24 protein-coding genes and 4 pseudogenes are annotated in these 25,991 nt (G+C 57.7%); 20 read left to right on the top strand and 8 right to left on the bottom strand.

Annotation, left to right across the window (positions count from 1 at the left end; genetic code table 11):
* Nucleotides 1-37: 37 nt before the first annotated feature.
* Nucleotides 38-1,060, bottom strand: a complete 1,023-nt coding sequence (locus NKJ73_RS22335; protein ID WP_352571048.1) for a LysR family transcriptional regulator — start codon at nucleotides 1,058-1,060, stop codon at nucleotides 38-40.
* 270 nt (nucleotides 1,061-1,330) lie between these two features.
* Between NKJ73_RS22335 and NKJ73_RS22330 the strand changes: the two genes are divergently transcribed.
* The 9 genes and pseudogenes from NKJ73_RS22330 to NKJ73_RS22290 form a co-directional block, all read left to right on the top strand.
* A complete protein-coding gene (locus NKJ73_RS22330; RefSeq protein WP_023678262.1) occupies nucleotides 1,331-1,924 on the top strand; it encodes a NodA family N-acyltransferase in 594 nt (197 codons plus the stop codon).
* The gene (gene nodB / locus NKJ73_RS22325; protein WP_023678263.1) at nucleotides 1,921-2,580 is read left to right on the top strand and encodes a chitooligosaccharide deacetylase NodB; all 660 of its coding nucleotides are present in this window, start codon (nucleotides 1,921-1,923) and stop codon (nucleotides 2,578-2,580) included. Before NKJ73_RS22330 ends, nodB begins: the two co-directional genes overlap by 4 nt.
* 14 nt (nucleotides 2,581-2,594) lie before the next feature.
* Entirely contained in the window at nucleotides 2,595-3,953 is a 1,359-nt protein-coding gene (gene nodC, locus NKJ73_RS22320; protein WP_352571047.1) for a chitooligosaccharide synthase NodC, read from the top strand.
* Between the two features lie 48 nt (nucleotides 3,954-4,001).
* Complete coding sequence (gene nodS / locus NKJ73_RS22315) at nucleotides 4,002-4,598, top strand: nodulation methyltransferase NodS (protein WP_352571126.1); 597 nt, start codon at nucleotides 4,002-4,004, stop codon at nucleotides 4,596-4,598.
* 35 nt (nucleotides 4,599-4,633) lie between these two features.
* Nucleotides 4,634-4,856, top strand: a pseudogene (locus NKJ73_RS22310) (carbamoyltransferase N-terminal domain-containing protein); the annotation flags it as partial.
* A gap of 55 nt (nucleotides 4,857-4,911) precedes the next feature.
* Nucleotides 4,912-5,823, top strand: coding sequence for a nodulation factor ABC transporter ATP-binding protein NodI (gene nodI / locus NKJ73_RS22305; RefSeq protein WP_352571046.1), 912 nt, complete (start codon nucleotides 4,912-4,914; stop codon nucleotides 5,821-5,823).
* A 3-nt stretch (nucleotides 5,824-5,826) separates the two neighbouring features.
* The gene (locus tag NKJ73_RS22300; protein WP_352571045.1) at nucleotides 5,827-6,615 is read left to right on the top strand and encodes an ABC transporter permease; all 789 of its coding nucleotides are present in this window, start codon (nucleotides 5,827-5,829) and stop codon (nucleotides 6,613-6,615) included.
* Nucleotides 6,616-6,682: 67 nt separating this feature from the next.
* A complete protein-coding gene (locus NKJ73_RS22295) occupies nucleotides 6,683-7,645 on the top strand; it encodes a LysR family transcriptional regulator (protein ID WP_023678269.1) in 963 nt (320 codons plus the stop codon).
* Nucleotides 7,646-7,653: 8 nt separating this feature from the next.
* Nucleotides 7,654-7,916: pseudogene (locus NKJ73_RS22290) on the top strand (hypothetical protein); the annotation flags it as partial.
* Between the two features lie 29 nt (nucleotides 7,917-7,945).
* Here the strand turns inward: NKJ73_RS22290 and NKJ73_RS22285 are convergent.
* Nucleotides 7,946-8,104, bottom strand: a pseudogene (locus NKJ73_RS22285) (IS66 family transposase); the annotation flags it as partial.
* A 32-nt stretch (nucleotides 8,105-8,136) separates the two neighbouring features.
* On the opposite strand from NKJ73_RS22285, the gene NKJ73_RS22280 reads away from it, so the two are divergent.
* From NKJ73_RS22280 to NKJ73_RS22235, 10 genes and pseudogenes are all read left to right on the top strand, one after another.
* Nucleotides 8,137-8,346 carry a hypothetical protein gene (locus NKJ73_RS22280; RefSeq protein ID WP_023678271.1) on the top strand — a complete coding sequence of 70 codons (210 nt, stop codon included), beginning with the start codon at nucleotides 8,137-8,139 and terminating at the stop codon, nucleotides 8,344-8,346.
* 464 nt (nucleotides 8,347-8,810) lie between these two features.
* Nucleotides 8,811-9,611 (top strand): calcium-binding protein, encoded by an 801-nt coding sequence (locus NKJ73_RS22275; protein WP_023678272.1) that lies wholly within the window; start codon nucleotides 8,811-8,813, stop codon nucleotides 9,609-9,611.
* 395 nt (nucleotides 9,612-10,006) lie between these two features.
* Nucleotides 10,007-11,776, top strand: a complete 1,770-nt coding sequence (locus tag NKJ73_RS22270) for a type I secretion system permease/ATPase (protein ID WP_352571125.1) — start codon at nucleotides 10,007-10,009, stop codon at nucleotides 11,774-11,776.
* Nucleotides 11,751-13,064: an HlyD family type I secretion periplasmic adaptor subunit gene (locus NKJ73_RS22265; protein WP_352571044.1), complete on the top strand. Its 1,314-nt coding sequence runs from the start codon at nucleotides 11,751-11,753 to the stop codon at nucleotides 13,062-13,064. Before NKJ73_RS22270 ends, NKJ73_RS22265 begins: the two co-directional genes overlap by 26 nt.
* A 671-nt stretch (nucleotides 13,065-13,735) precedes the next feature.
* A complete protein-coding gene (locus tag NKJ73_RS22260) occupies nucleotides 13,736-14,953 on the top strand; it encodes a tyrosine-type recombinase/integrase (RefSeq protein ID WP_352571042.1) in 1,218 nt (405 codons plus the stop codon).
* 404 nt (nucleotides 14,954-15,357) lie between these two features.
* Nucleotides 15,358-16,274 (top strand): annotated as a pseudogene (locus NKJ73_RS22255) (MBL fold metallo-hydrolase).
* Between the two features lie 27 nt (nucleotides 16,275-16,301).
* Nucleotides 16,302-16,565: a hypothetical protein gene (locus NKJ73_RS22250; RefSeq protein WP_352571041.1), complete on the top strand. Its 264-nt coding sequence runs from the start codon at nucleotides 16,302-16,304 to the stop codon at nucleotides 16,563-16,565.
* 1 nt (nucleotide 16,566) lies between these two features.
* The gene (locus tag NKJ73_RS22245; RefSeq protein WP_352571040.1) at nucleotides 16,567-17,799 is read left to right on the top strand and encodes an aconitase family protein; all 1,233 of its coding nucleotides are present in this window, start codon (nucleotides 16,567-16,569) and stop codon (nucleotides 17,797-17,799) included.
* Nucleotides 17,800-17,816: 17 nt separating this feature from the next.
* Nucleotides 17,817-18,179, top strand: coding sequence for a hypothetical protein (locus tag NKJ73_RS22240; protein WP_352571039.1), 363 nt, complete (start codon nucleotides 17,817-17,819; stop codon nucleotides 18,177-18,179).
* A complete protein-coding gene (locus tag NKJ73_RS22235; RefSeq protein ID WP_352571038.1) occupies nucleotides 18,179-19,138 on the top strand; it encodes a radical SAM protein in 960 nt (319 codons plus the stop codon). The genes NKJ73_RS22240 and NKJ73_RS22235 overlap by 1 nt, the downstream gene beginning before the upstream one ends.
* Before the next feature lie 527 nt (nucleotides 19,139-19,665).
* On the opposite strand, the gene NKJ73_RS22230 is transcribed toward NKJ73_RS22235, so the two are convergent.
* The 5 genes from NKJ73_RS22230 to NKJ73_RS22210 form a co-directional block, all read right to left on the bottom strand.
* Complete coding sequence (locus NKJ73_RS22230) at nucleotides 19,666-19,881, bottom strand: hypothetical protein (RefSeq protein WP_352571036.1); 216 nt, start codon at nucleotides 19,879-19,881, stop codon at nucleotides 19,666-19,668.
* Nucleotides 19,882-20,085: 204 nt separating this feature from the next.
* Nucleotides 20,086-20,598: a P-loop nucleotide/nucleoside kinase family protein gene (locus NKJ73_RS22225; RefSeq protein ID WP_352571035.1), complete on the bottom strand. Its 513-nt coding sequence runs from the start codon at nucleotides 20,596-20,598 to the stop codon at nucleotides 20,086-20,088.
* Nucleotides 20,599-20,623: 25 nt separating this feature from the next.
* Nucleotides 20,624-20,929, bottom strand: coding sequence for a hypothetical protein (locus NKJ73_RS22220; protein ID WP_352571034.1), 306 nt, complete (start codon nucleotides 20,927-20,929; stop codon nucleotides 20,624-20,626).
* Between the two features lie 28 nt (nucleotides 20,930-20,957).
* The gene (locus NKJ73_RS22215; RefSeq protein ID WP_352571033.1) at nucleotides 20,958-21,941 is read right to left on the bottom strand and encodes a phosphoribosylaminoimidazolesuccinocarboxamide synthase; all 984 of its coding nucleotides are present in this window, start codon (nucleotides 21,939-21,941) and stop codon (nucleotides 20,958-20,960) included.
* Nucleotides 21,942-21,954: 13 nt separating this feature from the next.
* Complete coding sequence (locus tag NKJ73_RS22210) at nucleotides 21,955-23,253, bottom strand: hypothetical protein (RefSeq protein ID WP_352571032.1); 1,299 nt, start codon at nucleotides 23,251-23,253, stop codon at nucleotides 21,955-21,957.
* A gap of 249 nt (nucleotides 23,254-23,502) precedes the next feature.
* Here NKJ73_RS22210 and NKJ73_RS22205 point away from each other — a divergent pair, with 249 nt between their 5' ends.
* Nucleotides 23,503-24,780: a hypothetical protein gene (locus NKJ73_RS22205; protein ID WP_352571031.1), complete on the top strand. Its 1,278-nt coding sequence runs from the start codon at nucleotides 23,503-23,505 to the stop codon at nucleotides 24,778-24,780.
* Between the two features lie 17 nt (nucleotides 24,781-24,797).
* Here the strand turns inward: NKJ73_RS22205 and NKJ73_RS22200 are convergent, their stop codons facing one another.
* Entirely contained in the window at nucleotides 24,798-25,991 is a 1,194-nt protein-coding gene (locus NKJ73_RS22200; protein WP_352571030.1) for a ferritin-like domain-containing protein, read from the bottom strand.

The following is a 25,991-nucleotide window of genomic DNA, read 5'->3' as shown; positions in this document are numbered from 1 at the left end:
TAATGACATTATTCTTACAGCCGGTGTTTAAGTGGGGCTAAATCTCTTCTGGGACTTCGCACGCGAAATCGGAGGCGGCATTCAATTCGGTACCAACAACGGCAAGGTCGGATCCGGCGTGCCCGAGACGCTCAATAGTTTCAAGCAAAGGCGCCAGGCGAGATGCCTCCTGCAACATCATTTCCCGCATCCACAGGCTTGCCGGATCAGTATTGTGAAGCGCAGGCCATTGGACGGCCTCCGTGAATGCGGGATGAGGAAGTGGCGGCGGAAGTCCGACAATCCGCAGGGGTGTTGTTTTTGCGAAATGCTGCGCCAGCCGTAAGGGCATGGTCCCGATGCGGTTGGTGCCTGATACAACGGGCGGGATCATGCTAAAGCCCTGTACGACGACCTCGATACGTCTCTCGAAACCGTGCTCGAGCAAATACCATTCCTCCATGGTGGGCTGCCGGGTGTGCCTGAATCTGAGCACAACATGCCCCATGGACAAGTATCGCTCGAATGTAAGTGGCTCTGACAGCTGCTTGTTCGTGCCGCAGCCTACGCATACGAGCATATCTTCGAACAGGGCTGCGCGAGGATGTTTCGACATGAACACTTCCGGCATAATCAGAAAATGAACGTCGCCGCGCCGGAGAAGCTCCTCGGGGTCGTCGGAAATAGGCAGACATTCGAAGCGGACGGCGGGAGCTTCCCGCGCAGTACGCTCTACGATCTTCTTAAAAAATACGAGCGTGAGGTAATCGGAAAGCATGATTCGGAAGAGACGATCCGATTGGGCTGGGTTAAAGGCGTCCCAGGAAATAATCGATAGCTGGATGTGCAGCAATGCGTCCCGGACTGCTGGGGCGAGCCCCTCCGCGCGCGGTGTCAAAATGAGCTCGCGGCCGTTCATCGCAAATAGCTCATCGCTGAAATAGGCGCGTAACCGAGCGACGGCGGCGCTCATGGCCGGCTGGCTCAGGTTAATACTCCGGGCCGCCGCGGTGACTTTACGTTCCCTGATCAGAGCGTCCAGCACAACGAGGAGATTTAGATCCAGCCCCTTAAAACGCATGTCCTGATCTATCCAGCGTGTGGATGGGTATCATCTAAACAATCAATTTTACGAATTTACGAACCATGCATTAGAGGAACGTAAATGACCGACGTCAAGCTCAAATCGACGGCGCCGCAACACGGGCGGGAACATCGAAAGAGCTCATTTGCGAGCCCGACCGGCTGGCTCACCTTCGCTAACGACAACGGTTGAGTGCAGTCAAACAACGCCGCCGCTTTGGCCGGGTAATGCGGCCCGCAAGAAACCAATAAGAAAGAGAGATCCTGAATGCGCTCGCAGGTGCAGTGGAAGTTGTGCTGGGAAAATGAGTTGCAGCTCTCCGACCATGTCGAGCTCGCCAAGTTCTTTCGAAATACCTATGGGCCGACTGGGGCGTGCAACGCAGAACCGTTCGAAGGTAGTCGAAGCTGGGCCGGAGCCAGGCCTGAACTCCGCGTAATCGCCTATGATTCGAGCGGTGTAGCGGCCCACATGGGCATACTGCGCCGTTTCGTCAAGGTTGACGCGGTCGATCTATTGGTGGCTGAGCTGGGCCTGTACGGGGTACGTCCGGATCTTGAGGGCCTCGGAATCGCCCATTCAATCCATGTCATGCTTCCAACACTGCAGGAGCTTGGCGTTCCATTCGCTTTCGGAACCGTCCGGGACGCGCTGCGGAATCATGTTGAGAGGTTCGGGCGGCGATACAGCCCTTTGGCTGTTTTGTCGGGAATTCGCGTGCGCTCCACCCGACCAGAGGCGCGCCTCGACCTGCCGCCCACACGCATCGATGACGCACTCGTCATTGTTCTGCCAGTTGGACGACCGATCAGCGAATGGCCCACCGGCGCGATGATCGATCGGAACGGACCAGAGCTATGAGCCGTCCCGATTGCTTATACGAAGTGCGCCGTGAGTGCTCTGACGGCACCGGCCGTCGCAGCGTTTATCTGACGTTCGACGACGGTCCCAATCCACTTTTCACACCGGAGATTCTGGATGTGTTGGCAGAGCAGCGGGTGCCGGCGACTTTCTTCGTCATCGGCGCCTACGCCTTAGAGCACCCGGATCTAATCCAACGAATGTTTGCAGAAGGGCACGAGCTAGGCAACCACACGATGACTCATCCGGATCCGTACAAATGCGGCTTCGGCGAAGTGCAACGTGAGATCTTTGAAGCGAACGGCGCCATCATGAGGGCGTGCCCTCAGGCCTCGGTGCGCTATATTCGCGCGCCCTACGGCGCCTGGAGCGAAGAAGTCTTCACAGCGTCACAGATCGCCGGGCTGACGGCCCTCCATTGGTCCGTCGACCCTCGAGATTGGTCTCGCCCTGGGGTCGACGCGATTATCGATACCGTGCTCGCCTCTGTCCGGCCGGGCGCAATCGTACTCTTGCACGACGGATGCCCTCCCGGCGAGTTGAGCCAGGGCGCTCACGCCGGTCTGCGCGACCAGACGGTCACGGCGCTGTCCCGTCTGATTCCAGCACTTCATGAGCGCGGATTTGTAATCCGCTCACTTCCTCAACATCACTGAACAAACGAGATCCCATGACTCTTCTTGGTACAACCAGCACTGTGGCCATTTCGCTTTATGCACTGCTCTCGACTACTTATAAGAGCATGCAGGGGATTTATGCTCTGCCGACAAACGACTCATCGGCGTTGGAGGATCTCGTCGGCTCCGATCAACTGCCCAGCGTGGATGTCATCGTCCCCTGCTTCAACGAGGATCCGCGCACGCTTTCAGAGTGCCTGGCTTCCATTGCAGACCAAGAATACGCCGGAAGACTTCGGGTCTATGTGGTTGATGACGGTTCTGGAAATCGCGAAGCCGTAGGAACTGTCCACGAAACCTACGCGCGCGACCCTAGGTTCGACATCATTTTGCTTCCCGAGAATGTTGGAAAGCGCAAGGCACAGATCGCCGCGATACGCCGCTCATCCGGGGATTTGGTGCTTAACGTTGATTCAGACACGATACTCGCGTCCGACGTCATTACCAAGCTTGTACCGAAGATGCGAGATCCAGCGGTCGGCGCAGTCATGGGTCAGTTGACGGCCAGTAACCGGAGCGAGAGCTGGCTGACCAGGCTGATAGACATGGAGTACTGGCTGGCTTGCAACGAGGAGCGCGCGGCACAGGCTCGCTTCGGTGCCGTTATGTGCTGTTGCGGCCCATGTGCCATGTACCGCCGGTCTGCGCTCCTTTTGTTACTGGACCAGTACGAGTCGCAATTTTTTCGGGGCAAGCCAAGCGACTTCGGTGAGGATCGCCACCTCACTATCCTCATGCTGAAAGCAGGCTTTCGAACCGAGTACGTTCCGAGCGCCATCGCGGCCACAGTCGTTCCGAACAGACTCGGACCGTATCTGCGCCAACAACTCCGTTGGGCACGAAGCACATTCCGGGACACGCTGCTTGGGCTGCGCTTGCTGCCCGGCCTCAATAGCTATCTCACGTTGGACGTGGTCGGACAGAATCTCGGGGCGCTACTCCTCGCCCTATCGGTACTAACGGGCCTCGCACATTTCGCACTGACAGGCACTGTGCCTTGGTGGACGGGCCTGATGATTGTGTCCATGACCATAGTCCGATGCAGCGTGGTAGCGTTTCGTGCTCGACAGTTTCGATTTCTGGGCTTTTCCCTGCACACGTTCATCAACATCTTTCTCTTACTTCCCTTAAAGGCCTACGCGCTGTGTACATTGAGCAATAGCGATTGGCTGTCGCGAAGCTCTGCTGTCGCTACATCGAACACTGGGGGAAAACAGGCCCCCACCCAAACTCCGATCACTGGATCAAGCAGGGCAGAATTCTCACCGCATGCGGCTCCGCTTCGCAGGCTCAATCTTGGGCGGGATTCTTCGGGATTAGCGCTTTCGGGCAACATTTGCGGCGACGAGTGATCGCTGATTACCTAGGTGGACGAGAGGTGGACGAGTTTGACCCAGAACATGAATCATCAGTTGCTCGATCGGGAATTGGCCGCAGACGATCCGTGGCGCCTCGACGGCAATCCGTTCGAGCGGGAGCGCCACACGCAAATGCTCCAGCTGGCGCTTGCCCAAGGCTCCATTACAAATGCCCTCGAAGTCGGGTGCGCTGCCGGCGCATTCACGGAAAAACTAGCCCCCTACTGCCAAGGGCTCACCGTCATCGATGTCGTGGCGCAAGCGATTGCTCGAGCACGTCAACGGATAAAGGAGCCGCCGCGCATCAACTGGATAGTCTCCGATGTTCAACAGTTTTCGACCGACGAGTTGTTTGACCTGATCGTTGTGGCGGAGGTCCTATACTACCTCGAAGACATAGCCGAGATGCGCGCGGCCGTCAAAAACCTGGTGCGGGTGCTTGCGCCAGGCGGGCATCTGATCTTCGGATCGGCAAGGGATGCTAATTGCCGTCGCTGGGGTCACGCCGCTGGTGCTGAGCCGGTCATCGCCATGCTGAACGAAACGTTGTTCGAGGTAGAGCGTCTTGAGTGTCGGGGCGAGTCGGTCAACGAAGACTGCTTGCTCGTCCGTTTCCGGAACCCGCTTTCCGCTTCCTGATGAATCGAATCTATCGCCGTTAACGTGGAGACACTATGCGCATCTGTGGTACCAAGCTGACCCATGATGGGGCGATCGCCCTTGTCGAGGATGGACTGCGTTGAGCAGGAAAAGCGGCACAACAATCCGCGTTACCAAACCATCGATAATCTCGACGCAATTGTCGCCGCTTTGGCGGAACAGGGGCTAAATCCTTGTGATGTCGATCAGTTCGTTATCGACGGCTGGGATGGCGAAGACGAGTCACAGTTTCAGGTCCGGCAGGCAACCGAGCAACCGCCGGTCGAGGCGACCCTCTAGGTAAAATGAACCCATGTCCACGGTAGCGATCGATCTTACTGAGGTAAGCAAAACTTATGACAAGCTCGTTGTCGACAGACTGTCGTTCCGCGTTGCGGCGGGGGAATGCTTCGGGCTCTTGGGACCGAACGGTGCGGGCAAAAGCACGATTGCGCGTATGGTCCTCGGCATGACATCGCCTGATGCGGGGAAGATTACTGTGCTCGGCGCTCCAGTGCCGGCGCGCGCGCGTTTGGCACGTATGCGCATCGGCGTGGTCCCGCAGTTCGACAATCTTGATACCGCGTTCACTGTACGCGAGAACCTGTTGGTGTTCGGGCGCTACTTCCGGATGAGCAGACGCCAGATCGAAGCGGTCATACCGTCGCTGCTTGAGTTCGCCCGCCTCGAGAACAAAGCGGATGCGCGCGTCGCCGAACTGTCCGGCGGCATGAAGCGGCGCCTGACGCTCGCGCGTGCGCTGATCAATGACCCGCACTTGCTGGTGATGGACGAGCCGACCACCGGCCTCGATCCGCAGGCCCGCCACCTGATCTGGGAACGGCTGCGATCGCTGCTGGCGCGGGGCAAGACTATTCTTTTGACTACCCATTTCATGGAAGAGGCCGAGCGGCTGTGCGATCGGCTGTGCGTTATGGAGGAGGGGCGCAAGATCGCCGAAGGCCGCCCGTCCGCACTCATTGACGAGCAGATCGGCTGTGACGTGGTCGAGGTCTACGGCGGCAATCCGCATGAACTGGGTGCGCTGATCCGGCCGTACGCACAGCGCATCGAGGTGAGCGGTGAGACGCTTTTTTGCTATGCACCCGATCCGGAGCAGGTGCTGGGGCAGCTACGCGGGCGCGCGGGTCTGCGCCTTCTGCAGCGTCCCCCCAATCTCGAGGATGTGTTCTTGCGGCTAACCGGGCGCGAGATGGAGGACTGAACAATGGGCGAACGTTATGCGGCGGGCATGCCCGCCAATGCGTGGAATTGGGTCGCGGTTTGGCGCCGCAACTATCTTGGATGGAAGAAAATCGGGCTTGCATCGGTTCTCGGCAACCTCGCCGATCCGATGATCTATCTGTTCGGTCTCGGCTTTGGCATCGGAACAATGATAGGTCCTGTTGAGGGCACTTCGTACATTGCGTTTCTCGCGGCTGGCATGGTTGCCACAAGCGCGATGGCATCGGCGACTGCTGAAACGGTTTACGGGAGTTTCGGCCGCATGGACAACCAGCGCACCTGGGAAGGAATGCTATGCACTCAGCTGACGCTCGGCGATATCTTACTCGGCGAATTGGCGTGGGCAGCCACCAAGGCCCTGATGGCGGGCACAGCAATCACTATTGTTGCCACCACGCTCGGCTACACATCGTGGCCATCCATCCTCTGCTTGCTGCCAGTCATCGCTCTCAGTGGCCTCGCCTTCGCGAGTCTAGCGATGGTCGTCACGGCGCTTGCGCCCAGTTATGAATATTTCATATTCTATAATACGCTTGTTATAACACCCATGCTGTTCCTTTGCGGCGCGATGTTTCCGGTCAACCAATTGCCCGGCGCTTTTCAGGACGTCGCCTCCTTGTTGCCGCTCGCACATGCAATTGACCTCATTCGTCCGGCGATGCTTGGCCGTCCGGCCGGCAGCATGGGCCTGCATATCGGCGCGCTTTGCATATACACGGTTTTGCCGTTCTTCCTATCGGTTGCTCTATTTCGTCGTCGGCTGATGCGTTGACGCTACTCACCATTCGTAAAATTGATTCTTTGGGCGATACCCATCCACGCGTCGGATAGGTCAATACATGCGTTTTAAGGGACTCGATCTAAATCTCCTGGTTGTGCTGGACGCTTTGATCAGGGAGCGTAAAGTCACCGCCGCGGCCCGCAGTATTAACCTGAGTCAGCCGGCCATGAGCGCCGCCGTCGGTCGGTTACGCGCCTATTTCAGCGATGAGCTATTTACGATGAACGGCCGCGAACTCATTTTGACACCGCGCGCGGAGGGGCTCGCCACAGCAGTCCGGGAGGCATTGCTGCACATCCAGCTGTCGATTATTTCCTGGGACGCCTTTAACCCGGCCCGATCGGATCGTCGCTTCCGCATCATCCTTTCCGATTACCTCACGCTCGTATTTTTTAAGAAGATCGTAAAGCGTGCTGCGCGGGAAGCTCCCGCCGTCCGCTTCGAATGTCTGCTTATTTCCGACGACCCCGAGGAGCTTCTCCGGCGCGGCGACGTTGATTTTCTGATTATGCCGGAAGTGTTCATGTCGAAACATCCTCGCGCAGCCCTGTTCGAAGATATACTCGTATGCGTAGGCTGCGGCACGAACAAGCAGCTGTCAGAGCCACTTACATTCGACCGATACTTGTCGATGGGGCAGGTTGTGCTTAAATTCGGGGACACCCGGCAGCCCTCCATCGAGGAATGGTATTTGCTCGAGAACGGTTTCGAGAGACGTATCGAGGTCGTCGTACAGGGCTTTAGCATGATCCCGCCCCTTCTATCAGGCACCAACCGCATCGGGACAATGCCCTTACGGCTGGCGCAGCATTTCGCAAAATTAACACCCCTGCGGATTGTCGAACTTCCGCCGCCACTTCCTGCCGCATTCACGGAGGCCGTCCAATGGCCTGCGCTTCACAATAATGATCCGGCAAGCCTATGGATGCGGGAAATGATGTTGCAGGAGGCATCTCGTATGATTACCCCGCCTAAGAGCACCGGACGTCTCAGTTGTCGGCCGACGACCCCTCGGTTATGAGAGGAGGCATGGATGGCGATTGGGATTGGGCGATTCCTGCATTGTCGAGAACGATGCAGGGAGAGCAGATCCTTCAGCCTGAAGAGGTGGCAGCGATGCTGCCGCTGCATGAGCTTGGCTGGGGAACCGACGGGCGAACGAATTCGGGTGCGCTCGCAACACGGTGCCTCGGTATCTAAGCGAGGGCGGGACTGTTCCGTTTCGCAAGCCTGTGCGGCCGACCGCGTTTGACGGACTGGACGATTGGCTGCGGGAGCGCTTCTTCCCCCATGGCTCGGGCTGGATGACGATCTCGACCCGCTCCAGATGCGCCGGGAACGCCTTGCGCGGTCGCGCAGCACGTCGCGGCTCGCCTGTCGGTCTTGCGGCCTCGAGCTCGGACTCAATCGCGCCGAGCCCGGTCTGGATTTCGAAGGCGAAGGCCTGCTGGGCACGTTCGAGCTTCTCGGAGCTGCGACCGAAGCGGCGCGCTCCAGCTGCTTGACGATCCCATGAAGGTCGGCGATCCTCTCCTGGGCACGCTCGTTGAGTGTCGCCATCCGGACGATCTCGGCCTTGAGTGTTTCGCTCCGGAGTTGTTGCAGTTCGGCCTTCTCCGCCGCCATGGCGACGAACATCGCCTTGAGCGGATCGATTTCGTGGGGACGGGCCGAAGCGCTTCTCGTCATGACGCCGACAGGAGCTTGTTTTACACGGCCTGAAGCCCGCCTTTTGCGCCTGAGTCACTTCGCCACCGCCTTCCGGCCGGACGCCGTCGCCGTTCGGCTCGAACGCGCGTCCAGTCCATGCCTTCGACGAGCGCCATCAGTTTCGGCGCGGCAAGCCGATCACGCCGTTCTCCGCCAGCGGAACTTGTCCTCGTCCAGCGCTCACGGTGCGGGTATGCCGGCGTCGAGCAAACAGAGAGAAGTTTGGGGCCCAACCAGGACGGCCCCGTTACGAAGTTCGTCCTAGTCTAGTCCCGGTTTGAGTGTCGAATCTTCATCGATTGCATCGGCGACCAGCGTCCCCGCCGCCTGCGAGCCCGCAACTGCTCAGCAGAAGGAAGTGAACGTGAGTGCATCCATTTCGTAAATGCGTGTCTATCCAAGCAATCGATTTCTCTAATTATCCGATGAGGAATATGAAACGCGTCAGGCAGGGTGCATCATTAGGAGTATTTTCGATGGCAAACATTATCGAGGGTGGCCCGGGTTCCGAAACACTCCTCGGCACCAAGCTTGAAGATTGGATGGAGGGTTTCGGGGGCAATGACTGGATTGACGGTCGTGGCGGCAACGACGAGATCTCGGCTGGCGCGGGCAGTGACCGAGCCCTCGGCGGCGAGGGTAACGACCGCATCTTCGGCGGAGATGGCTGGGACGATCTCTCCGGCGACAACGGCCGCTTCAACGCGCGCATCTCCGGTGAGGACAATGACAGGCTCAGCGGCGGTCCCGGCCAGGATGTCGTCTACGTGGGTGACGGCCAGGACACGTTGACCGGGGGCACCGACAGTGACACGTTCGTGTTCCAGTTCCACAATCCGGTGCCTGGGGTCGTCCCGAGTGTCGGGTCGAAGCCGGACATTTCCACTATCACCGATTTCAACCCGGCGGAGGACAAGTTCGCCTTCGATGCGGTGGGCCTCTACAACGACGGTTTTGGCGCGAACTTCGTCAACAACGCCAGCATACAGTCCGGCTACCCGGTGAGCAGCTTCTACAGTGGTGCGGCCTCGGGTGCGAACGGCGAACACGTCGTGGTGATCACTGGCGAATCTTTCAACTCTGCTTCTGAAGCCGCGAGTGCGATCTCCGGCGAGCACGCCGGCGACATCATTGTCTACCAAAGCAGCTACACCGACAGAGTCGCAACTCTGGCCTATGTCACCGCCGACAACAGCGCGCATGAATTCGTCCACCTGGGCGGTGTGGTCACCGTGGCCGACCTAGGCCTGACCGCGTCGGACTTCACCTTCGTTTGATCCAGAAAACCCATACGGAACAGCGCCCCGCCCCCCTGGGCGGGCGCTTTCCGTTTCCGCTACTTGCGATGGGCCGGGGCGCCCGGGAGCAGTCGCAGCGTGTACAGCTTGACGAAGCCCTGCACGTCGCGCTGGTCGTACACCGAAATCTCCCTGAAGGCGTGGAGGCGGAAGCCTGTTCGGGCCCTTGCGGCCGGCCACGATGACGTTGCCCTTCCAAACCTTCAGCCGGACGGTGTTGTTGTTGACCCGCTCCATTAGATGCCAAACCAAACACATTCGGCGGGAGCACTGATCCTGAATCAGCGAGCGGATGCAGTCGGTTGCCGCTCGGGGAGCAATATAGGGAGCTGGGTCGCCAGATCCTCACGGAGACCTACGTGAGTAACCATTCCTTGAAGGATTCAGCTTTGAGACCTTTCCCTCTGACTTCCGCTATTTGGGGAATTCTGTTGATCAGCGGCGTGGTCAACGTGCTTGCGCTGATCTCGCCGCTGTTCATGCTTCAGGTCTACGACCGCGTTCTGGCAAGTGGCAGCGTATCGACGCTAGTGGGGCTCGTCGTGCTTGCTGCAGGGCTTTATGCGTTCCAATGCCTGCTCGACGTTTTGCGCGCCCGCGTGCTGCTGCGGATTGGCGAGCGTTTCGATGAACAGTTTTCCGGACGCGTTCACGATGCGATCGTTCGCCTTCCGCTTTTAACGCGCATGCCGGGCGACGGCTTGCAGCCGCTACGCGATCTCGACAATGTTCGCGGATTCTTAGGTGGAAACGGCCCGACAGCGTTCTTCGATCTGCCATGGATGCTGCTTTATCTTGGCATTTGCTTCCTCTTTCATTTCTGGATCGGCATGACGGCACTTGTCGGGGCGATCGGTCTCACATCTCTGACACTCCTTACCAACACTCTCTCGCAAGGGCCGATACGCGATACCATTGACCACAACATGGTACGCAATGGTCTACTGGAAGCAGCGCGCCGCAATGCCGAGGTCGTGCAAGCTCTCGGTCTCGCAAAGCGGATCGCTGCCCGATGGCACAAGGCCAATGCCAAGTATCTGGCCGCCAACCGGAAAGTCGGGGACGTGGCAGGTGGGCTGGGTGGCATTTCAAAGTCGCTGCGCGTGCTGCTGCAATCGGCCATTCTTGCCGTCGGCGCGTACCTTGTCATCAGGCAGGAGACTACGGCCGGGGTCATGATTGCCAGTTCGATCACGATGGGGCGTGCGCTGGCTCCGGTCGATCTGGCCATTTCAAGCTGGAAACCCTTCCTCATGGCGCGCCAGGGTTGGGCGCGGCTGGAGGACCTCTTGGGAAAGGTTCCTGAAACCGCTCCTGTTATGCCAATGCCTGCACCTGAACGCGAACTCCGCCTCGAAGGCGTGACAATCGTTCCGCCCGGCGAAAGGAAGCCGACCGTGACCGGCCTTGCGTTTGCCGTTCAGGCGGGAAGCGCACTCGGGATCATCGGTGCATCGGGTTCGGGCAAGTCGACACTCTCGCGCGCCATCGTCGGCGCATGGGCGCCGGTCGCCGGAAAGGTTCGCATCGACAGCGCAAGCCTCGATCAATGGGACCGGGAAGCGCTAGGCCGTCATATCGGCTATTTGCCGCAAGGTGTTGAACTATTCGACGGCACCATTGCCGAAAACATCGCTCGTTTTGAAGATAATCCTGACCCTGAGGCTATTGTCACCGCGGCGAAAGCAGCGGGCACGCACGAACTGATCCTCCGATTTGAGCACGGCTACGAAACTCCGATTGGTGAGGCCGGATCGGCACTTTCCGCCGGGCAGCGCCAGCGTATCGGTCTTGCCCGTGCTCTTTATCGAGACCCTTTCCTTGTTGTGCTGGATGAACCCAATGCCAATCTCGATGCGGAAGGCGAGGCTGCGGTTGTCAAGGCGATCGCCTCCGTGCGCGAGCGCAAGGGCATTGCGGTTGTCGTTGCCCATCGGCCGAGCGCCATCCGCGCCGTGGATTTGGTGTTGGTGATGGAAGGTGGACGGCAGCGAGCATTCGGTGCGCGTGATGAGGCGCTTTCCAAAGTCCTTAAGGGGGCAGCGATGGCATCAGGCGCTGGGGTCAAGGCCATCGAGTCTACACAGGATAACGAGCGCGCTGACATGGAGGATCCCGGTGTCCGGCATTCATCAGAACAATGACGTTTCCAGGTCCATTCGCCGGCACCTGGTGGCGGGCCTGCTGGCGAGCGTGATCTTTGTGGGAGGAGCCGGAGCCTGGGCGGCCTTCACGAATCTCTCCGGCGCGGTTGTCGCGTCCGGACACTTTGTCGTCGATTCCTATGTGAAGAAGGTGCAGCACCCGACCGGCGGGGTGGTGGGAGAAATCCTGGTGAGCGAAGGTGATAAAGTAAAAGCCGGCGACATCCTCATGCGGCTCGACGCCACCCAGACGCGCGCCACTCTCGCTGTAGTCACCAAGCGGCTCGATGAGCTGGCCGCCAACCTGGCACGACTCGAAGCTGAGCGTGACGATCTGGCGGAGATCGCCTTCCCGGACTGGCTGCTCGCCCGCAGAGATGTTCCGGACGTAGCTTCGGCAGTACATGGCGAGACGCGGCTGTTCGAATTCCGCAGACAATCCCGCGACGGAAGGCAGGCGCAGCTAGCGGAACGCATCACTCAATATGAGCACGAGATCGAGGGGCTCAAGGCGCAGGCAATCGCTTGTGAGAAAAGCACCGAGATCCTCCAAAAGGAAATTGCTGCCCTGAGTGGGCTGCGCGACCAAGGCATTGTCTCGGACCAACGCTTGAACAGCCTGAAGACGCAGGTTGCCACTTTCGGCGGCGAACGCGGTGAGAAGATTGCACATCAGGCACAGACGGCAGCCCGCATAGCCGAAACGCGCCTGCAGATCCTGCAGATCGATCCGGATTTCAAGACGGAAGTCGGCCAGGAGCTCAGAGAGGTTCAGGCGCAGGTTGGGGAGTATGTTGAGCGCAAGGTGGCGGCTGAACAGGAGCTGCGACGGATCGATATTGTCGCGCCGCAGTCAGGCGCCATTCAACAACTCGCAGTTCATACGGTCGGAGGAGTGATCACGCCCGCCGATCCGATTATGCTAATCGTGCCGGAAGGCGACGATCTTGTGCTTGAAGCACGAATCACCCCGAAGGACATCGACCAAATCCAGCTTGGTCACAAGGCCGTGCTGCGGATGTCAGCCTTCAATCTGAGGACCACGCCGGTATTGAACGGATATGTCAGCCGGATCGCAGCCGATCTGGCGACGGACGAAAAAAACGGCGTTTCGTATTACCTGGTGCGTCTGTCGGTTCCGCATGCGGAACTGACGAAGCTCAAGGACCTGACGCTCGTGCCCGGCATGCCGGCCGAAGCGATGATCCAGACGGGCGAGCGTACGGCGCTTTCTTATTTTGTGAAGCCGCTGTCGGACCAAATCAGTCGCGCATTCCATGAGGAATGAAAGTAATCCACAGAAATATTTTGTTTGTATTCTTGTTGGTTGTTACGCATGCATGAGAGTCATAACCGTCTGAAAACACAGCCATACTTTCCTCAGTTGGATTGCGCCTCTGACTCAGATTCGTGGTTCCACGGTCATTTTGCCCTTCCAAGTCGCCGACCATTCAGTTCTTGGCCTCGAGCGCATTAAGATACCCATCATCGTACACAAAGGCTGGAAAAGAGTCCGGTGTCTTGAGCGATCCTGAGGTCTGGAGACCTAGGGTGAGCCTGCAAGCACAGGGCCAGGACATGATTGAGCGTCTGCAATATTCGGACAGGTACATAGGAAGACAGGCAGGCGTCAAAAACGCGCTTTCAACGCGCTAAACCGATGCTACGCACCCCGAGCGTCTTGCCGCCCTCGCTCCCGCCGGTAGGAATCAATCGCGAGCAGGCTGCGACGTTCATCGGCGTAAGCTCAACGACCTTTGATGAAATGGTCCAGGACGGCCGGATGCCGCAGCCACGAATGCCGAGCAAGGGGCGCATTGTTTGGGACGTCGAGGAACTTGTATTGGCGTTTCGAAAGCTCCCTCACCGCCAAATCGGAGGAGCACCAAAGCTTGACGAAGATTCGCCGCCACTAGACAATCCTTGGGATCGAAAACCACGAACATGACGGATGAGCCCGTGAAGGTCGATCTTAAGGGCGTAGTGAAGGACACTGATCGCCACGGCAATGATCGGTACTATTTTCGCGCACCGGGTCGGAAGAAGGTCCGGCTCCGTGAACCGACCGGCAGCGACGAGTTCCTCGAGGAACTGCGGTGCGCGCGCGCCGAGGTCACTTATGTTCGGCCCGGCACTCTTCCCGAGATTTGCCGGCGCCTCCCCAAGCCTTCTGAGCCAGCGAAGAAAGGCACGTTGCTGTGGCTTTGCCAGGAGTATTACCGTCGGGGCGGCACGGAAATCACCCAAGACACTATGGCGCGCCGACGAGCAATTCTGGAGCGCGTATGCGAATTACCTCATCCCCTCGAAGGTGACCCGGATCCTCAGTATCCCACCAAGGGATCTCTGCCATTCGCCGGTATGAAACGGTCTCATGTTAAGGAGATCAGGGACACCAGGCTCGACGCCCTTGGCGCGGCAAACAATATCGTAAAAGCCATCAGCGCGATGTTTGAGTGGGCAAAGGACACAGAGATTCCGGGCGTCGACTCCAATCCCGCCCGCGGCATCAGACGGCTAAAGAGCGGCGACGGCTGGCACCCATGGGACGTGTCGGAGATCGTTCAATATGAGAAGCGGCATCCGCTGGGTACCGCAGCCAGACGTGCGCTCTCGATCTTCATGTTTACTGGCCTGCGGTTGTCCGACGTCGCGATCTTCGGTCGACAGCACATCACGCTCGTCTACAACGAGGAGACCGAGCAGTGGGAGAAGTGGATCAGAATTAAGCCTGGGAAGACCAGTCGTAACAAGGATGCGGTGTTGGTGGAGCTCCCGCTTCTGCCCGAACTAGAGGCGGAACTTGAGCACACGCCCTCCGACCAGATGACCTTCCTGGTCAATGAGTATGGTCGCCCGTTCTCGGAGAACGGTCTGGGCAACAAGATGCGCCAGTGGTGTGATCAAGCTGAGCTGCCGCACTGCAGTGCTCATGGAATTCGCAAGGCCGGCGCGACGATCGCCGCTGAGAACGGCGCGACGCACGAGCAGCTGAAGGCGATATATGGGTGGACTACGTACCAGCAGCCCGACCACTACATCAAGAAAGCGCGTCGCCGGAAGGTAGCGAGAGCGGCGAAATACCTGCTGGTTATCGATCGAAAAGAGAACAAAATTGTCCCAGTTTCTGAGGGGGTTGAAAGAGGTGGGACAAAAATGGCCAAAAAATCCAATTAAATCAACGGCCACAAAAGCCAATGGTGGGCCCCGGAGGATGCTTGGAAAGGAAGCCAAGCGGTTAGGGATCAGTGGGATCGCGAAGTATTCAAATCTCTTCCAATGTTTTTCGATGTTTTTGTCCCGCTCACAACGGGTTTGTTTCAGCCAGCTCGACTACTGACGTTCGTGCACGGCGAAGAAGAACCCCTTGCTGTATCATATGAGAGCGTCGCGGTAACGCCAGAAGCGGCAGTAGGAGAAATAACTGCGGACGACTCGAATAGGGCCGATTTTGGACTGTCGGCTTTTTGCATGGAGCAGGCTAAAGGTTCCGTCCGCCAACAGCCACATACAAGCCGCAGCCGCCACGGCGCGTTTCCCGCCAGCATCACCTTACCCGCCGTGGTTTCTGCCTCTGCTGCATCGGCGCCTCGGCCATCGCGGCAGGTGGCGGACGGCTCAGCCCCCGCGCTGCCTATGCGGAGGCCAGGGGCATTGTCAGCTTGATCAAGGACAGCGCCACCACGTCGCCCATCACGGTCCACAGGCTGCGCAACAATGTCGGCGTGCTGGAGGGGTCGGGCGGCAACGTCGCCGTGCTGACCGGGCCGGATGGCAAGATGCTCGTGGATGCGGGGATTTGGCGTTTCGAAACAGCAGATGACCAAGTCGCTGCAGGCCATTTCCGCCGACCCCGTGCCCCACCTGATCAACACCCACTGGCATTTCGACAATGCCGACGGCAATGCCTTGGCTGGCGCCGGCGGGCGCAAGGATCATCGCGCAGGACAACACCCGCAAATATCTGTCGCAGGTGCAGCGCGTCGAGGAGTGGGATTACAATTTCCTGCCGCTGGCCGCCGACGGCCTACCGACGGACGTTTGCGACGAGAGCCACGATCTCGAGCTCAACGGCCAGTCCATCGCGCTCAAGCACTACGGTCCGGCCGACACCGACAGCGATATTTCCGTCACCTTTGGGGAAGCCGACATCGTGCATGTCGCCGACACGTTTTGGAACGGCGTCTACTCCTTCATCGACTACTCGACCGGTGAGCATCGAAAGGATGATCGCGGCCTCGGATGCCAATCTCGCGGCGACGACCGACTAGACGATCATTATTCCCGGCCGCGGACAGCCGGTCAGCAACAGCACCGAGTTGCAGGCTTCTCGCGATATGCTTGTTGGCATCCGGGACAACGTCGCCAAGCTTAAGCGCGAGGGCCGCACGCGCGACGAGACTGTCGCAGCCAAACCCACGGCCGCTTTCGACGCCGTGTTCGGAAACTTCGTCATCGACCCGGCCTTTTTCACCCCCTGGTCTACGAGGGTGTCTGACAGAAGCCGTGCAAAGGGAGGATTGCCATGGGCAAACTCCGCGGAAAGGTGGCCGTTACTACCGGCGCGGTCTCACCATTCACCTCGCGCAATCATCCCGCGAACAGCGCCTCAAGCTCGCAGCCCATCTACGAAAGCACGGCCAGTCTAGCCTCGCTTCTCATTGAAGACGGCGGCTACGTCATCGACGGGCGCGTCGTCACTACAAGAAATCTGTGCCACGAGAACGATCCCATATTTACTTTTGCCAAACTCACTGGTAACGTCTACACAAGAGGGGCGGTACACTGAAATGTACTTGCTGGATCAACTACTTCTCAAGCATGGAGTAGAGCCATCAAGGTTCAACGAGCCAGCAATTTTGCCGGTGAGCTACCTCTACGCGCACGATCGCAATGCTTTCAAGATTATTAATGAGCTCGATCTGCTTGGTGTGGGCCTTGAGGCGTATTCAAAGCTGAAACTAGGCAGAAAGGTCCTGTTCTTTTTGGACCACTATAGTCCAGCACCGACGCCCGAGACAGCAGCACTGCATGCGCAACAGAGAGCGGTCGCCAAAGCACTTGGGGCACCCATCTTTGACGAGGGTAGCGGCGTGGGGCACCAACTCGCGCTCGAGACGTCAGTGCGCCCAAATGACATTGCGGTTGGTGTCGACAGCCATACTTGCACCGTGGGAGCAGTCGGTGCGCTTGGTTTGCGGATGCCGCCCGTGAGCGTTGCCGCTGCCATGGTGTCGGGCACTGTAGAGTTTTACCGACCAAAGATCATCCGGATACAGCTCCTAAATAGTCTCGAACGCCCGTCAACAGGTAAAGATGTGGCATTGTTCCTTGCGGGCCTCGGCCCTAGGCGTTTTGCCGATGCTCTATTGGAAGTGGGTGGCCCCGGTCTGAACTCGCTTGAACTGCCCGATCGAATAACGCTGGCGAACCTCTCCACAGATCTCCACGCTCGAAGCGTCTTGTTTGAGGTCGACAATGTAATAGTAGATTCTCACAATATTTCGGACGAACATAAGACGGAGTGCTCACTCGACGAGTATACGGATCGGGTTGTGGTCGATTTGGCACAAATTCCTCCGTTCGTTGCTCGTCCAGGCGGCATTCACAATGTCGTTCCACTCAGTGAGCTGAGAACAAGATCAAGAGTTGACGTAGTGGCCGTAGGAAGTTGCACAAACGGCCAGTTTGAGGATTTTGTGGCTTTCTGTAACGCTCTAGGTAACGATAGAATCGCTCCACATGTGCGTGTAATCGTAACTCCCACATCCGGCACGGTGCTGAAACGGCTCAGCTCAAGTGGTCTTCTTTCAAAGCTTATTGAGCTTGGAGCTACAATAAATCCGCCAGGGTGCGGCCCTTGCATGGGACTACACCAAGGAATACTTTCAGATGGAGAAATTTGTGTCGCAACCGGCAGCCGCAATACGGCTGGGCGGATGGGATCGAACAAAGCGGAAATATATTTGGTCAGCCCTCGAACAGCTGGGCTAGCCGCGATTGCTGGTTACATCGGTCATTAAATGTATAGGAGCAAAAAATGACAAATATGGTGAAATCACTGCCAGGCGGCAACGTCTTTGTTGTTGAACCGGGTTTCAATGGCGTAGTCACGCCTGACGATTTTCGCGCGCTCACAGAGCCAGCGAATCCCGAACTATTCGACGACGACTTTCTTACCGCCACGGAGAATAAGGGGCCATTCATTATGGTACTGGGTTCTGGGTTCGAGACCGCCGACGTTACGGGCGGTCTTGGCGCCTGCGCAGGTCTTGCCAGCGTTGAACAGCTTAGATTTTTGCAAGGGCGTGGTCTCTCGACGATCGTCATGGCTCGGTCACACCCGGTTTTGGTACAGAATGCCAGAGCTGTCGGTCTTGACGTCGTTGTTGGTGGCGTCTGATGCTCCGCGAAGTTCGAATCGAGGTGAACAAGCGCTGTAACCTAGCATGCGCTCATTGCTACACCGACAAAAAGGGGTCGCTTGCTCCTATTTCAACTATGGAAGATGCGATTGCTCAAGCTAAATCAATGGGAGCGACGGATCTCTCACTGACCGGCGGAGAACCATTGTTGGATCCAGAAAGAACGCTGGCGCTTGTTCGTGCTGGGAAGGCTAACGGAATGAGAGTGCGATTGAACACAAACGGGTGGTTTGCCGACCGACCGATGCAAGAGAGACTTCACCAAAGTGGCCTGACTGAATTGCAAGTGAGCATGAGCCACGCGGATCCAGAAGCATTTGACCGTTTTGTCCGACGCAAGGGGGCGTTTGAACACGCGCTGTCGGCTATTACTACATCGTCTAACCTCAGGATGCAGGTTACAGTGCGATGTACACTGATGAATAGCAACGTCGACCAATTACAGCCTCTCTACGAACTGACCGCTACAGCAGGCGCCACTTCCTTCAAGATTAGGGCGTTGGTGGAAGTTAATGGGGTTGCTGATCTTGAACCTGAGGTGAATGAGGCGCGAAGGCTTCTTGCGATTGAGGCTCTCAAAAAGAGCGCCGACAGTCGTCGTGTACCAATAAGCTTCGCAGACGAGGGTGAATTCGAACTAGGCTCTCATCCCTATGTGGAGCGTCTCGAATGCAAATGTGGCGAATTGGCGGTTTTTATTACGGCAGAGGGTGTTGTGACACCTTGCCCGTTCCTGCGAGAAGATAGTCGGTATTGGTGCGGCGACATAAATCGTCAACCCATCGGCGAAATAATGCATTCGGACACCTACCGACACTTCGTCGGTAACCGCACTTCGGGTTCATGCGGGAACGATGCTGCCTGTGCCTGCAAGGCAAACCGTGTCTCAGAGCCAAGTCACGCCGCCTCAACATCGCGGCACATTAAGTTGCAATAGTATGTTGTCTCCGGAAGATCCGCGATGGACCCTTTTGCCCGAGGCTGACAGTACTCTCTATTTGCACATGCCGGCCGACCAGAATACAGACGATATGGTCTGTGGTCCGTTTCGTTCTGCTGGTAGCGCGATCGAGCGCAGTGCTCTCACCTCAATTGACGACACACGCAGGCGAAGGCTGGTAGCTTACGAGCAACAGACTGCGGAGGAGAGCGCAAAAGTCAAGGATCAGCGCAGAGAGGTAGACCTTCGACTGGAATACGTTGGAAGTGCCCCGGATGAACTTGTTCGCTCTTACCACGACGCAGTTCTGGCTGTTGAGGCGTGCATACCGTCTATTTTCGGCGGTGTCGTCTGCTCGATGATGCGAATAGTAATCAGTGCATACATCTTGGATGCCAAAGGTTGGATTGTTGCGACAGCAAGGGATAGAGAGAAGATCCCTGGTTTGTCGACCCCTTTGTGCTATCTAAGGTCCAATCAAGACCGTATCGAATGGTTCGGCGATGAACTGGCCCCCCCGACATCTAGCGGGAGTATGGCTGTGGAGTTTCACTCCCTGGTACAAAAGCCAGGTCTGTTGCTACATACTCATCCTGTGTTTGCTGTCCTGCTGGATAGACCGGTTCAAAATTCTCATCTTTTGACAAGCGCACCGCGCAGTTCGGCATTTGCTGAGGAAATTGCAAGAGCCGCACTGGAGCATCGAGTTGCATTCCGGCCGAAGGAAGGAATTTGGACATTCGGTGGGTCCAGCGCCGATGTCGTGGGAGCTACGCGCACGTATCAAGCGGGTGCGGTGGCAGAAATCTTGGCAGAACTCTCTCTATAGGCCGATCTCGACACATTTGAAGATAGGTTGGTCAATCCTACCCATTCACTAGCGCGTCGCATAGACGCTCTCGACAAAACACCACGTGTGCATGGTCATTACCTCTTCAAGGGTATTAAGTTCTCCGGGCGATCCCGTTGAAATACGCCTCTAGTTCGCTAAGGCACTGATTGCGGTCATTCAAATCCGTTCGGATGCTCGGTCCCTCGCACAAAAGCCGCCGGTCCTTGTAACGCGCCAGGAAATCCTCGTGCCAAGCGGTTGTTTCAGGTTTTTCGGCTTTGCGCTCACCAAGGCGTAAAAGTGTCGCCGGCAGGTCGCACCAGAGCAGTGCCGTTGGGATCCAGAGTCGCCAGCGAGCCCTAAAGAAATCGGCTGGTAGCAGCGTCGCGATCGTCAACCACCCTCGGTCCAGCACTGCCGGCCTGCCTGCTGCACATTCCAGTGCTTCGGTGATGCCGCGCAACCCTGCATTAATCACGCCTTCGCGGTCGCCGCTATCGTAGGCACGCATCAACTCCCCGCCATGAGGATTGCCGAAAGGACGCAAATACTGCGCACCCACCATGTCCGCCAGCAGCTTCGCCAACGTCGTTTTGCCGGCTCCATCATGCCCGTCCAGCGCCATTATCCGATCCGTCAACCTGACACTCCTAATAGGGGTACAGGCGCACGATCTGCTGCTCGTCGTCGAGCTCGAACCAGTAATGTCGATGCGAGGCCTTCTCAAGTACCGCTCGTGGTTCGCCAACAAGTTCCATTTGCCCTTTTGGTGATACCCGTGATCCCGAATTACTGGGATCGGGTCGGAGCAGAACACTATCTTTTTGCATGGTCACAGCCACGCGCGTTCCCTTGCCGGGTTCCATCCGCAAAGTTTTTCGCGCTGAGAGCGGAAGCGTCAGTACTCCGCCGGGCGATATTTTCGAACTCCGGTTCTTAATGGTCATTATGGGCATCAGGACCTCCTCTCTCTTGTGCGACTACCTATGATGCGAACATGATCTGATACAGTTTCTCATACTGATCCAGAACGGCGGCTGGCTCACCGCCCGACCGCCACTGGTCTTTGTCCAACGCCTCACTGTCATCGGCGGCGCGACTTCGCACGCGCATGCAATCGGGACTAATCTCCCCGAAAATGACGGAGCCCGTGCGATCGACGAAAAAGCATATGTCGATGAGCTGAAGCCCCCGTTCGGCAAACAACTCTTCTAGCCACCCGAACGTGTCGCGTGCCAGTTGCTTGGCGCGCGCGCAATCGTCGATCCAGATGCTGGCGTAGTCGTCGGGCAGCGGCTCGTCTGCCAGACGCTTGCCATTTTCGTCTGCAAGAGGATTGCGCCAGTCGAAGCATACGAGCGGCGTCTCGAAACGGCTCCAGCGCGCCAGCGGCGTTCCACCGAAAGCAGTCTCATGGGCCTCGGTGTAGCGATAACGATGCACCGGGGATCCAATGTGGTAGCGCTTAACGCGAACCTCGAGATTGCCAGGTGTCACGACATGCTCCGCGAGAAGAAGCCCCTGGTCACTGTCGACCAAGCCAAGGAACGCATTGGACAAATGCCGGGGACCAGGTCGTCGGGTCATTGCACGGAAAACTTCGGCACAGAACATCGTGCGCACGCGTTCGGTCCCTGGGACAATTCCGTACCGGTTGTTGGTGAAAGAATATACCGACGGCAAAAACCTGGCGAGCGCAATTCTGGGTGTGAGAAGGCGTACCTCCTTGCTTTCTCCAACCGCCAGAAGTTTCAGTTCGCCGAACGTCACGGAAAGACCGCGCAGGACCTGTTCGAGCATAGAATCGGCACTGCCGACGAGGTGAACAGAAATGACTTCTCCAGACGGCCCCTCGATGGTGAATCCGTCCGGCAGGCCGCCTAGAAACCTGACGGGGAGTTCAAGATCGGCGCACTGATCGAGGAGCACCTCAGACGCGTATCGAAACGAAGTTGCGGCTCTTGCCACGTTTGGTTCTCACTCACTTGGGGCGCAGTATTCGAAAATCTTCGTCAAGGCGCCTTAGCGTCTGTTCTGTTGCAGTTGCGGCGGCGGCCAGCGCGCTTGCCGGTCCCTCCGCAACAACACGCTGCTCGTGATAAGCAGTATCAAAGCCGCAAAGCTCAACCAACCACTGCTGAACTTTTTCTTTTGGCCAGTACCGCCCGGCTGCACCAAAGGTTCCCTTCGCAATATTGGCAGGAATTTTCACAAAGTAACTATATAGATTTCGACGATCGTTGGCATCTGAATTATTTGCCTGCAGCGCATATCCGATCATGCCGAGCTGCTGGCGCAAGCGAACCATGCCGAAGCTGAGATTGCGAGCCAGGAGCATCGGAGTCTGCTTTTGCGGCAATTCCACCTCGCCGAACAGGCAAAGGCCATAATCGGCGAGATTGTCGCCCGATAGAAGTTGCATATTCCACAGCTGCCGAGGGGTGTAGACGCCGACGTTCAGTTCCTTCCCGCCCCAAGTCGGGCACGTGTTGGCCATCTTTTGCAGGGTCACCGTTTCGTCGTCAACCACCAGCACCACGTCATAGTCGGCAAACCTCTCACTCAAGACGCTGGAGCCATACACGATGATCGCCTGCAGTCCCTGCACCCTGTCTCGGAGGTCATCGAGGAAGCCGAAACGTTTCGTGCGCGGATCCGATGTATCGATTTGTTTGATGCTGGCTCGCTCGGCGGTCATAGAAACGCCAAGCCGCTCGACCACGTGATCGAACAATTGCCGCAGGTCGAGCAGCCGTTGGATCTTCGAACGATCCGTTCGGGCTGCCAACGCTGCTACAGCGTCGCAAAGGCCAATTTCCGCCAGTTGCGGCATCTGAGCCTGCAGCAGGCCAGCTTGCCAAAGCTTGTCATACTTGCTCCCGATCGTTCCATCGGACGCTCTATCTTGCACAATGGCGGCCGACATTGTGACGGACGCCAGGAACAGGACTGACTGAATCCAGAATCGTGTTTGTTCGCCCGTGTCTGCGATCAGGCCATCTGAACCGGGATAAGCCATTCTCATGCTGGCGGCGGCTGGGCGCGGATGCACGGCCTCGAAAAAGCGAGGCTGAAACAGGGATGACCAGGACAGCGTCTGAGGTGAAATGCAGCGAGAATTTGCCAGACCCTGTTGCCAAGCCCATCGATGGATGTCGATCAGGTCGGCCTCGCAATAGTCACTGCCGAGGAGAATAAAGTCGACAGTGAATGGCTGCGCCCTCCAGGATGGCGGATGCTCCACGCGATGCACGTCCACTACCGCTTTAGGAGTCGGCATCTGCACTCAATTGGTTGGGCACCAGTTGTCAACGGCGGGAAGCGTAGGCGTTTCCGCCGCTGAAAGCCAGCCGACACACGCGGCAATCGAAGCGTGCAGGAGGACTTGAGAATCCTGGCATCGAGACCTACGCCAATCACGCCGTCCAGCGCCGCTATCTGCTCTCTGAATGCCCAGCAGCCATCTGCAGATTCCCTCTCGAGCGTCAATTGCTAATTTCAGCCGTGGGACGTTGGGCTTTTCCGATCGGTGGCCGAGCAACGTGAGACCGGCGACCTTCCTTCGCTTGCCAAAATCTCGGTCTTGAAATTGAGACTCGCACTCTGGGAGAAACGACTTGAAAATCAAGCATATTGGTCTCACTCTCCTTTCGTGTTTGTGGGGGCGGCAATGGGCTATGTTGAGATATTAGGTGAGGTCGATGTTTTTCAATATTGGCCTCATGGAGTATCTGATGTCGACACTTTGAAATTCATTCCGGATTTGACAACCGCGACGTACCTTTCGGATAGCGCGCCCGTTAAGGTTGGCGCGTACTTCGAACACGGCGGCAGCTTCCAGCCGGACGACAACGAGCCGGGCGTAGAACGGTTCAAGGCAATTCTTCGCAGCAGCAGCGGAGGTTCATTGTCAGTTCGTCTGCAAGGCATCGATGCGCCGGAGACCCACTATGCCCCAAACCTTCGCGAGGGCATGTTCGATGGCGACTACGCCAAATGGATCGCCAAACATATGTCGCGGCAGATGTCGTACCGGCAGCCGTACGGAAAGCTGTGTACCGATTTCTTTGCTAACGGATTGCGCTCGAAGCTCGGCATAGGTCCGTATGACCCCGCGAACCCTGAAGTCAAGGTCACCGCAAAGCTCAGGGTACTTGCCGACAGCATCAACAGTGCTGCAGATGTTTTCGGCAGGGTTGTTGGATATGTTGCGATTTCGCACAACGGGCAGGACGTCGTCTTGAACGATGTTGCCCTGTCGGAGGGGTTCGCTTTCTGCTCTTTCTACGGGAGCATGACATTGCACGAGATGCAGCGTCTCGCCGATCTTTTCGCCGCCCACGGGTCGGACCGTGCACGAAGATCGCAGTTGAGGAGCAATGTTTCAAACCATTTGCGTGACTTCGAGCCAGGGCTGTGCACGACGAAATCCATGCGTGACACCGATCTAGACGACAACGGTGCCAACTCAATTCGAGGAACGGATTCCTTCCGCTCGAAGTGCTTTGATCCGAAGCTCTTTCGGCGCTGCGTAGATTGGATCGGACGACGAGAAGCGCTCAACGATGCCAGCACATTGCTCGATTACATGCGCGCCAACGACGAGGAGGTGGTGCTGTTAAGCGACTTCGCCGCCGCGAATGGCGACTGGACCCAAGCTCGAAAGTTCTCGATGGGCTCTCTCATCGGCCGCGACGGCGCCTTTCGCTACAAGCCGGGCGAGGTCGTCTTCGAAGCCCGGCCGATCACTATCGTCGACGATCAGCGGCGGCCTCTGCCTGACAGCTTCCTGGCGCCTTATCCTTAAGTCATGTTCGTGGGTGATCATCTGGCTGATGCCAAGGCATCCGCAATCCGCTTCAGGCTTGCCTCGGCTACCCCGAGTTGGCCAGGCGCATGTTCCGAGGTGGCTAGCTCTGCCGCAGTTTCGGCGAGGTCGTGAGCGCACTCGGCCGCAACGGCAAGTGCAATACTTTCGGGAGCGGGAAGCGTGACGTGACGCGTCAGCCCAAAGGCGGCGCCTGCATTCGAGCCGTCGCCTCGGCCCGATGGAAGCTTGGCGAGCGCCTCGCCAAGCGGCTTGATGACCGTCGTCATCGCGTTGATTGCAGTATCGCAGAATAATTCCGCGACCTTGCTCGCCGGGCCAGACGCAAAGGCATGCTGCAGTAATCGCAGCATCAGCGAGTAAACATCGTCGAACAGATCACCGAGTTGGCTCGCGAACGGGTCTCTGATCAGGTTGACCCTTCCATGGGCGTTCCAGTCGCCTCGGATTCGGGGCACAGGATTTTCAAGGACCGGTCGCGCTGGTTCGAAGGAGGGGTCGCGCTCTTTCTCTCTTACAAGCGAAGCCAATGTCCGTTGAAAGACAGCAAAATGGGAGTCTCCTCGGTCATAGTCGGTCCCTTCACCTTGCTCCGTGATCATGTCGATCGCGGCGAGGGCAGAGGCCCTGTCTTTGATCGGAACGATGTTGGGGAAGTGGGTGATGTCAGGCCCCATCTCGCCTTGGGCGCCTTGAAAGAAAAGCTGGTCCTCCGGCAGGCTAAGAATCTGCTCGCGGATGAGCGCATAAAGCTGGCCGACCGATCGATAGGCTGCCGGCGCGTCATTGTCGGTTCGCGTATCGACAGGAAGGATGAGTTGGTCGGCCGGCGTTTCGTATGACACAAAGCGACGGAGCGCGGACGGACCAAAGCGCTCCAGAGCAAGCGGCAGATCGAAGCCGTAGTACGAACGGCGTTGAGGGAAATTCGGTCGCAGATAGTACGGCGATCCGCCCACGGCCGCGAGGATGTTCCAAGCCTGAGCAAGATGGAGCATCTCTTCGGCTGCGACCATGTAAATTTCTGAGGCCCAGAGCCTTGCGGCCTGAAGCTGCTTCCAGCTCAACCCACCCTCATCGAGGTCTTGCTTGATCGAGAACGCGGCGAACAGATAGGAGCATGCCAAGCCGTGTTCGAGTTCGCATGCCTCTGTGAGCAGGCTTAAGAGGCGTGATCGGCTTGCCTGCAT

Source organism: Mesorhizobium sp. M0074 (genome assembly GCF_040322975.1).
Lineage (GTDB): Bacteria > Pseudomonadota > Alphaproteobacteria > Rhizobiales > Rhizobiaceae > Mesorhizobium.
This window is presented reverse-complemented; position numbering and strand designations above follow the sequence as displayed.

What these genes read in the sequence shown, in the direction of transcription:
- NKJ73_RS22335 (WP_352571048.1), bottom strand. Translation starts at nt 1,060, where the DNA reads ATGCGTTTTAAGGGGCTGGATCTAAATCTCCTCGTTGTGCTGGACGCT.
- NKJ73_RS22330 (WP_023678262.1), top strand. Translation starts at nt 1,331, where the DNA reads ATGCGCTCGCAGGTGCAGTGGAAGTTGTGCTGGGAAAATGAGTTGCAG.
- nodB (WP_023678263.1), top strand. Translation starts at nt 1,921, where the DNA reads ATGAGCCGTCCCGATTGCTTATACGAAGTGCGCCGTGAGTGCTCTGAC.
- nodC (WP_352571047.1), top strand. Translation starts at nt 2,595, where the DNA reads ATGACTCTTCTTGGTACAACCAGCACTGTGGCCATTTCGCTTTATGCA.
- nodS (WP_352571126.1), top strand. Translation starts at nt 4,002, where the DNA reads ATGAATCATCAGTTGCTCGATCGGGAATTGGCCGCAGACGATCCGTGG.
- nodI (WP_352571046.1), top strand. Translation starts at nt 4,912, where the DNA reads ATGTCCACGGTAGCGATCGATCTTACTGAGGTAAGCAAAACTTATGAC.
- NKJ73_RS22300 (WP_352571045.1), top strand. Translation starts at nt 5,827, where the DNA reads ATGGGCGAACGTTATGCGGCGGGCATGCCCGCCAATGCGTGGAATTGG.
- NKJ73_RS22295 (WP_023678269.1), top strand. Translation starts at nt 6,683, where the DNA reads ATGCGTTTTAAGGGACTCGATCTAAATCTCCTGGTTGTGCTGGACGCT.
- NKJ73_RS22280 (WP_023678271.1), top strand. Translation starts at nt 8,137, where the DNA reads ATGAAGGTCGGCGATCCTCTCCTGGGCACGCTCGTTGAGTGTCGCCAT.
- NKJ73_RS22275 (WP_023678272.1), top strand. Translation starts at nt 8,811, where the DNA reads ATGGCAAACATTATCGAGGGTGGCCCGGGTTCCGAAACACTCCTCGGC.
- NKJ73_RS22250 (WP_352571041.1), top strand. Translation starts at nt 16,302, where the DNA reads ATGGGCAAACTCCGCGGAAAGGTGGCCGTTACTACCGGCGCGGTCTCA.
- NKJ73_RS22245 (WP_352571040.1), top strand. Translation starts at nt 16,567, where the DNA reads ATGTACTTGCTGGATCAACTACTTCTCAAGCATGGAGTAGAGCCATCA.
- NKJ73_RS22240 (WP_352571039.1), top strand. Translation starts at nt 17,817, where the DNA reads ATGACAAATATGGTGAAATCACTGCCAGGCGGCAACGTCTTTGTTGTT.
- NKJ73_RS22235 (WP_352571038.1), top strand. Translation starts at nt 18,179, where the DNA reads ATGCTCCGCGAAGTTCGAATCGAGGTGAACAAGCGCTGTAACCTAGCA.
- NKJ73_RS22230 (WP_352571036.1), bottom strand. Translation starts at nt 19,881, where the DNA reads ATGTCCAAATTCCTTCCTTCGGCCGGAATGCAACTCGATGCTCCAGTG.
- NKJ73_RS22225 (WP_352571035.1), bottom strand. Translation starts at nt 20,598, where the DNA reads ATGGCGCTGGACGGGCATGATGGAGCCGGCAAAACGACGTTGGCGAAG.
- NKJ73_RS22220 (WP_352571034.1), bottom strand. Translation starts at nt 20,929, where the DNA reads ATGCCCATAATGACCATTAAGAACCGGAGTTCGAAAATATCGCCCGGC.
- NKJ73_RS22210 (WP_352571032.1), bottom strand. Translation starts at nt 23,253, where the DNA reads ATGCCGACTCCTAAAGCGGTAGTGGACGTGCATCGCGTGGAGCATCCG.
- NKJ73_RS22200 (WP_352571030.1), bottom strand. Translation starts at nt 25,991, where the DNA reads ATGCAGGCAAGCCGATCACGCCTCTTAAGCCTGCTCACAGAGGCATGC.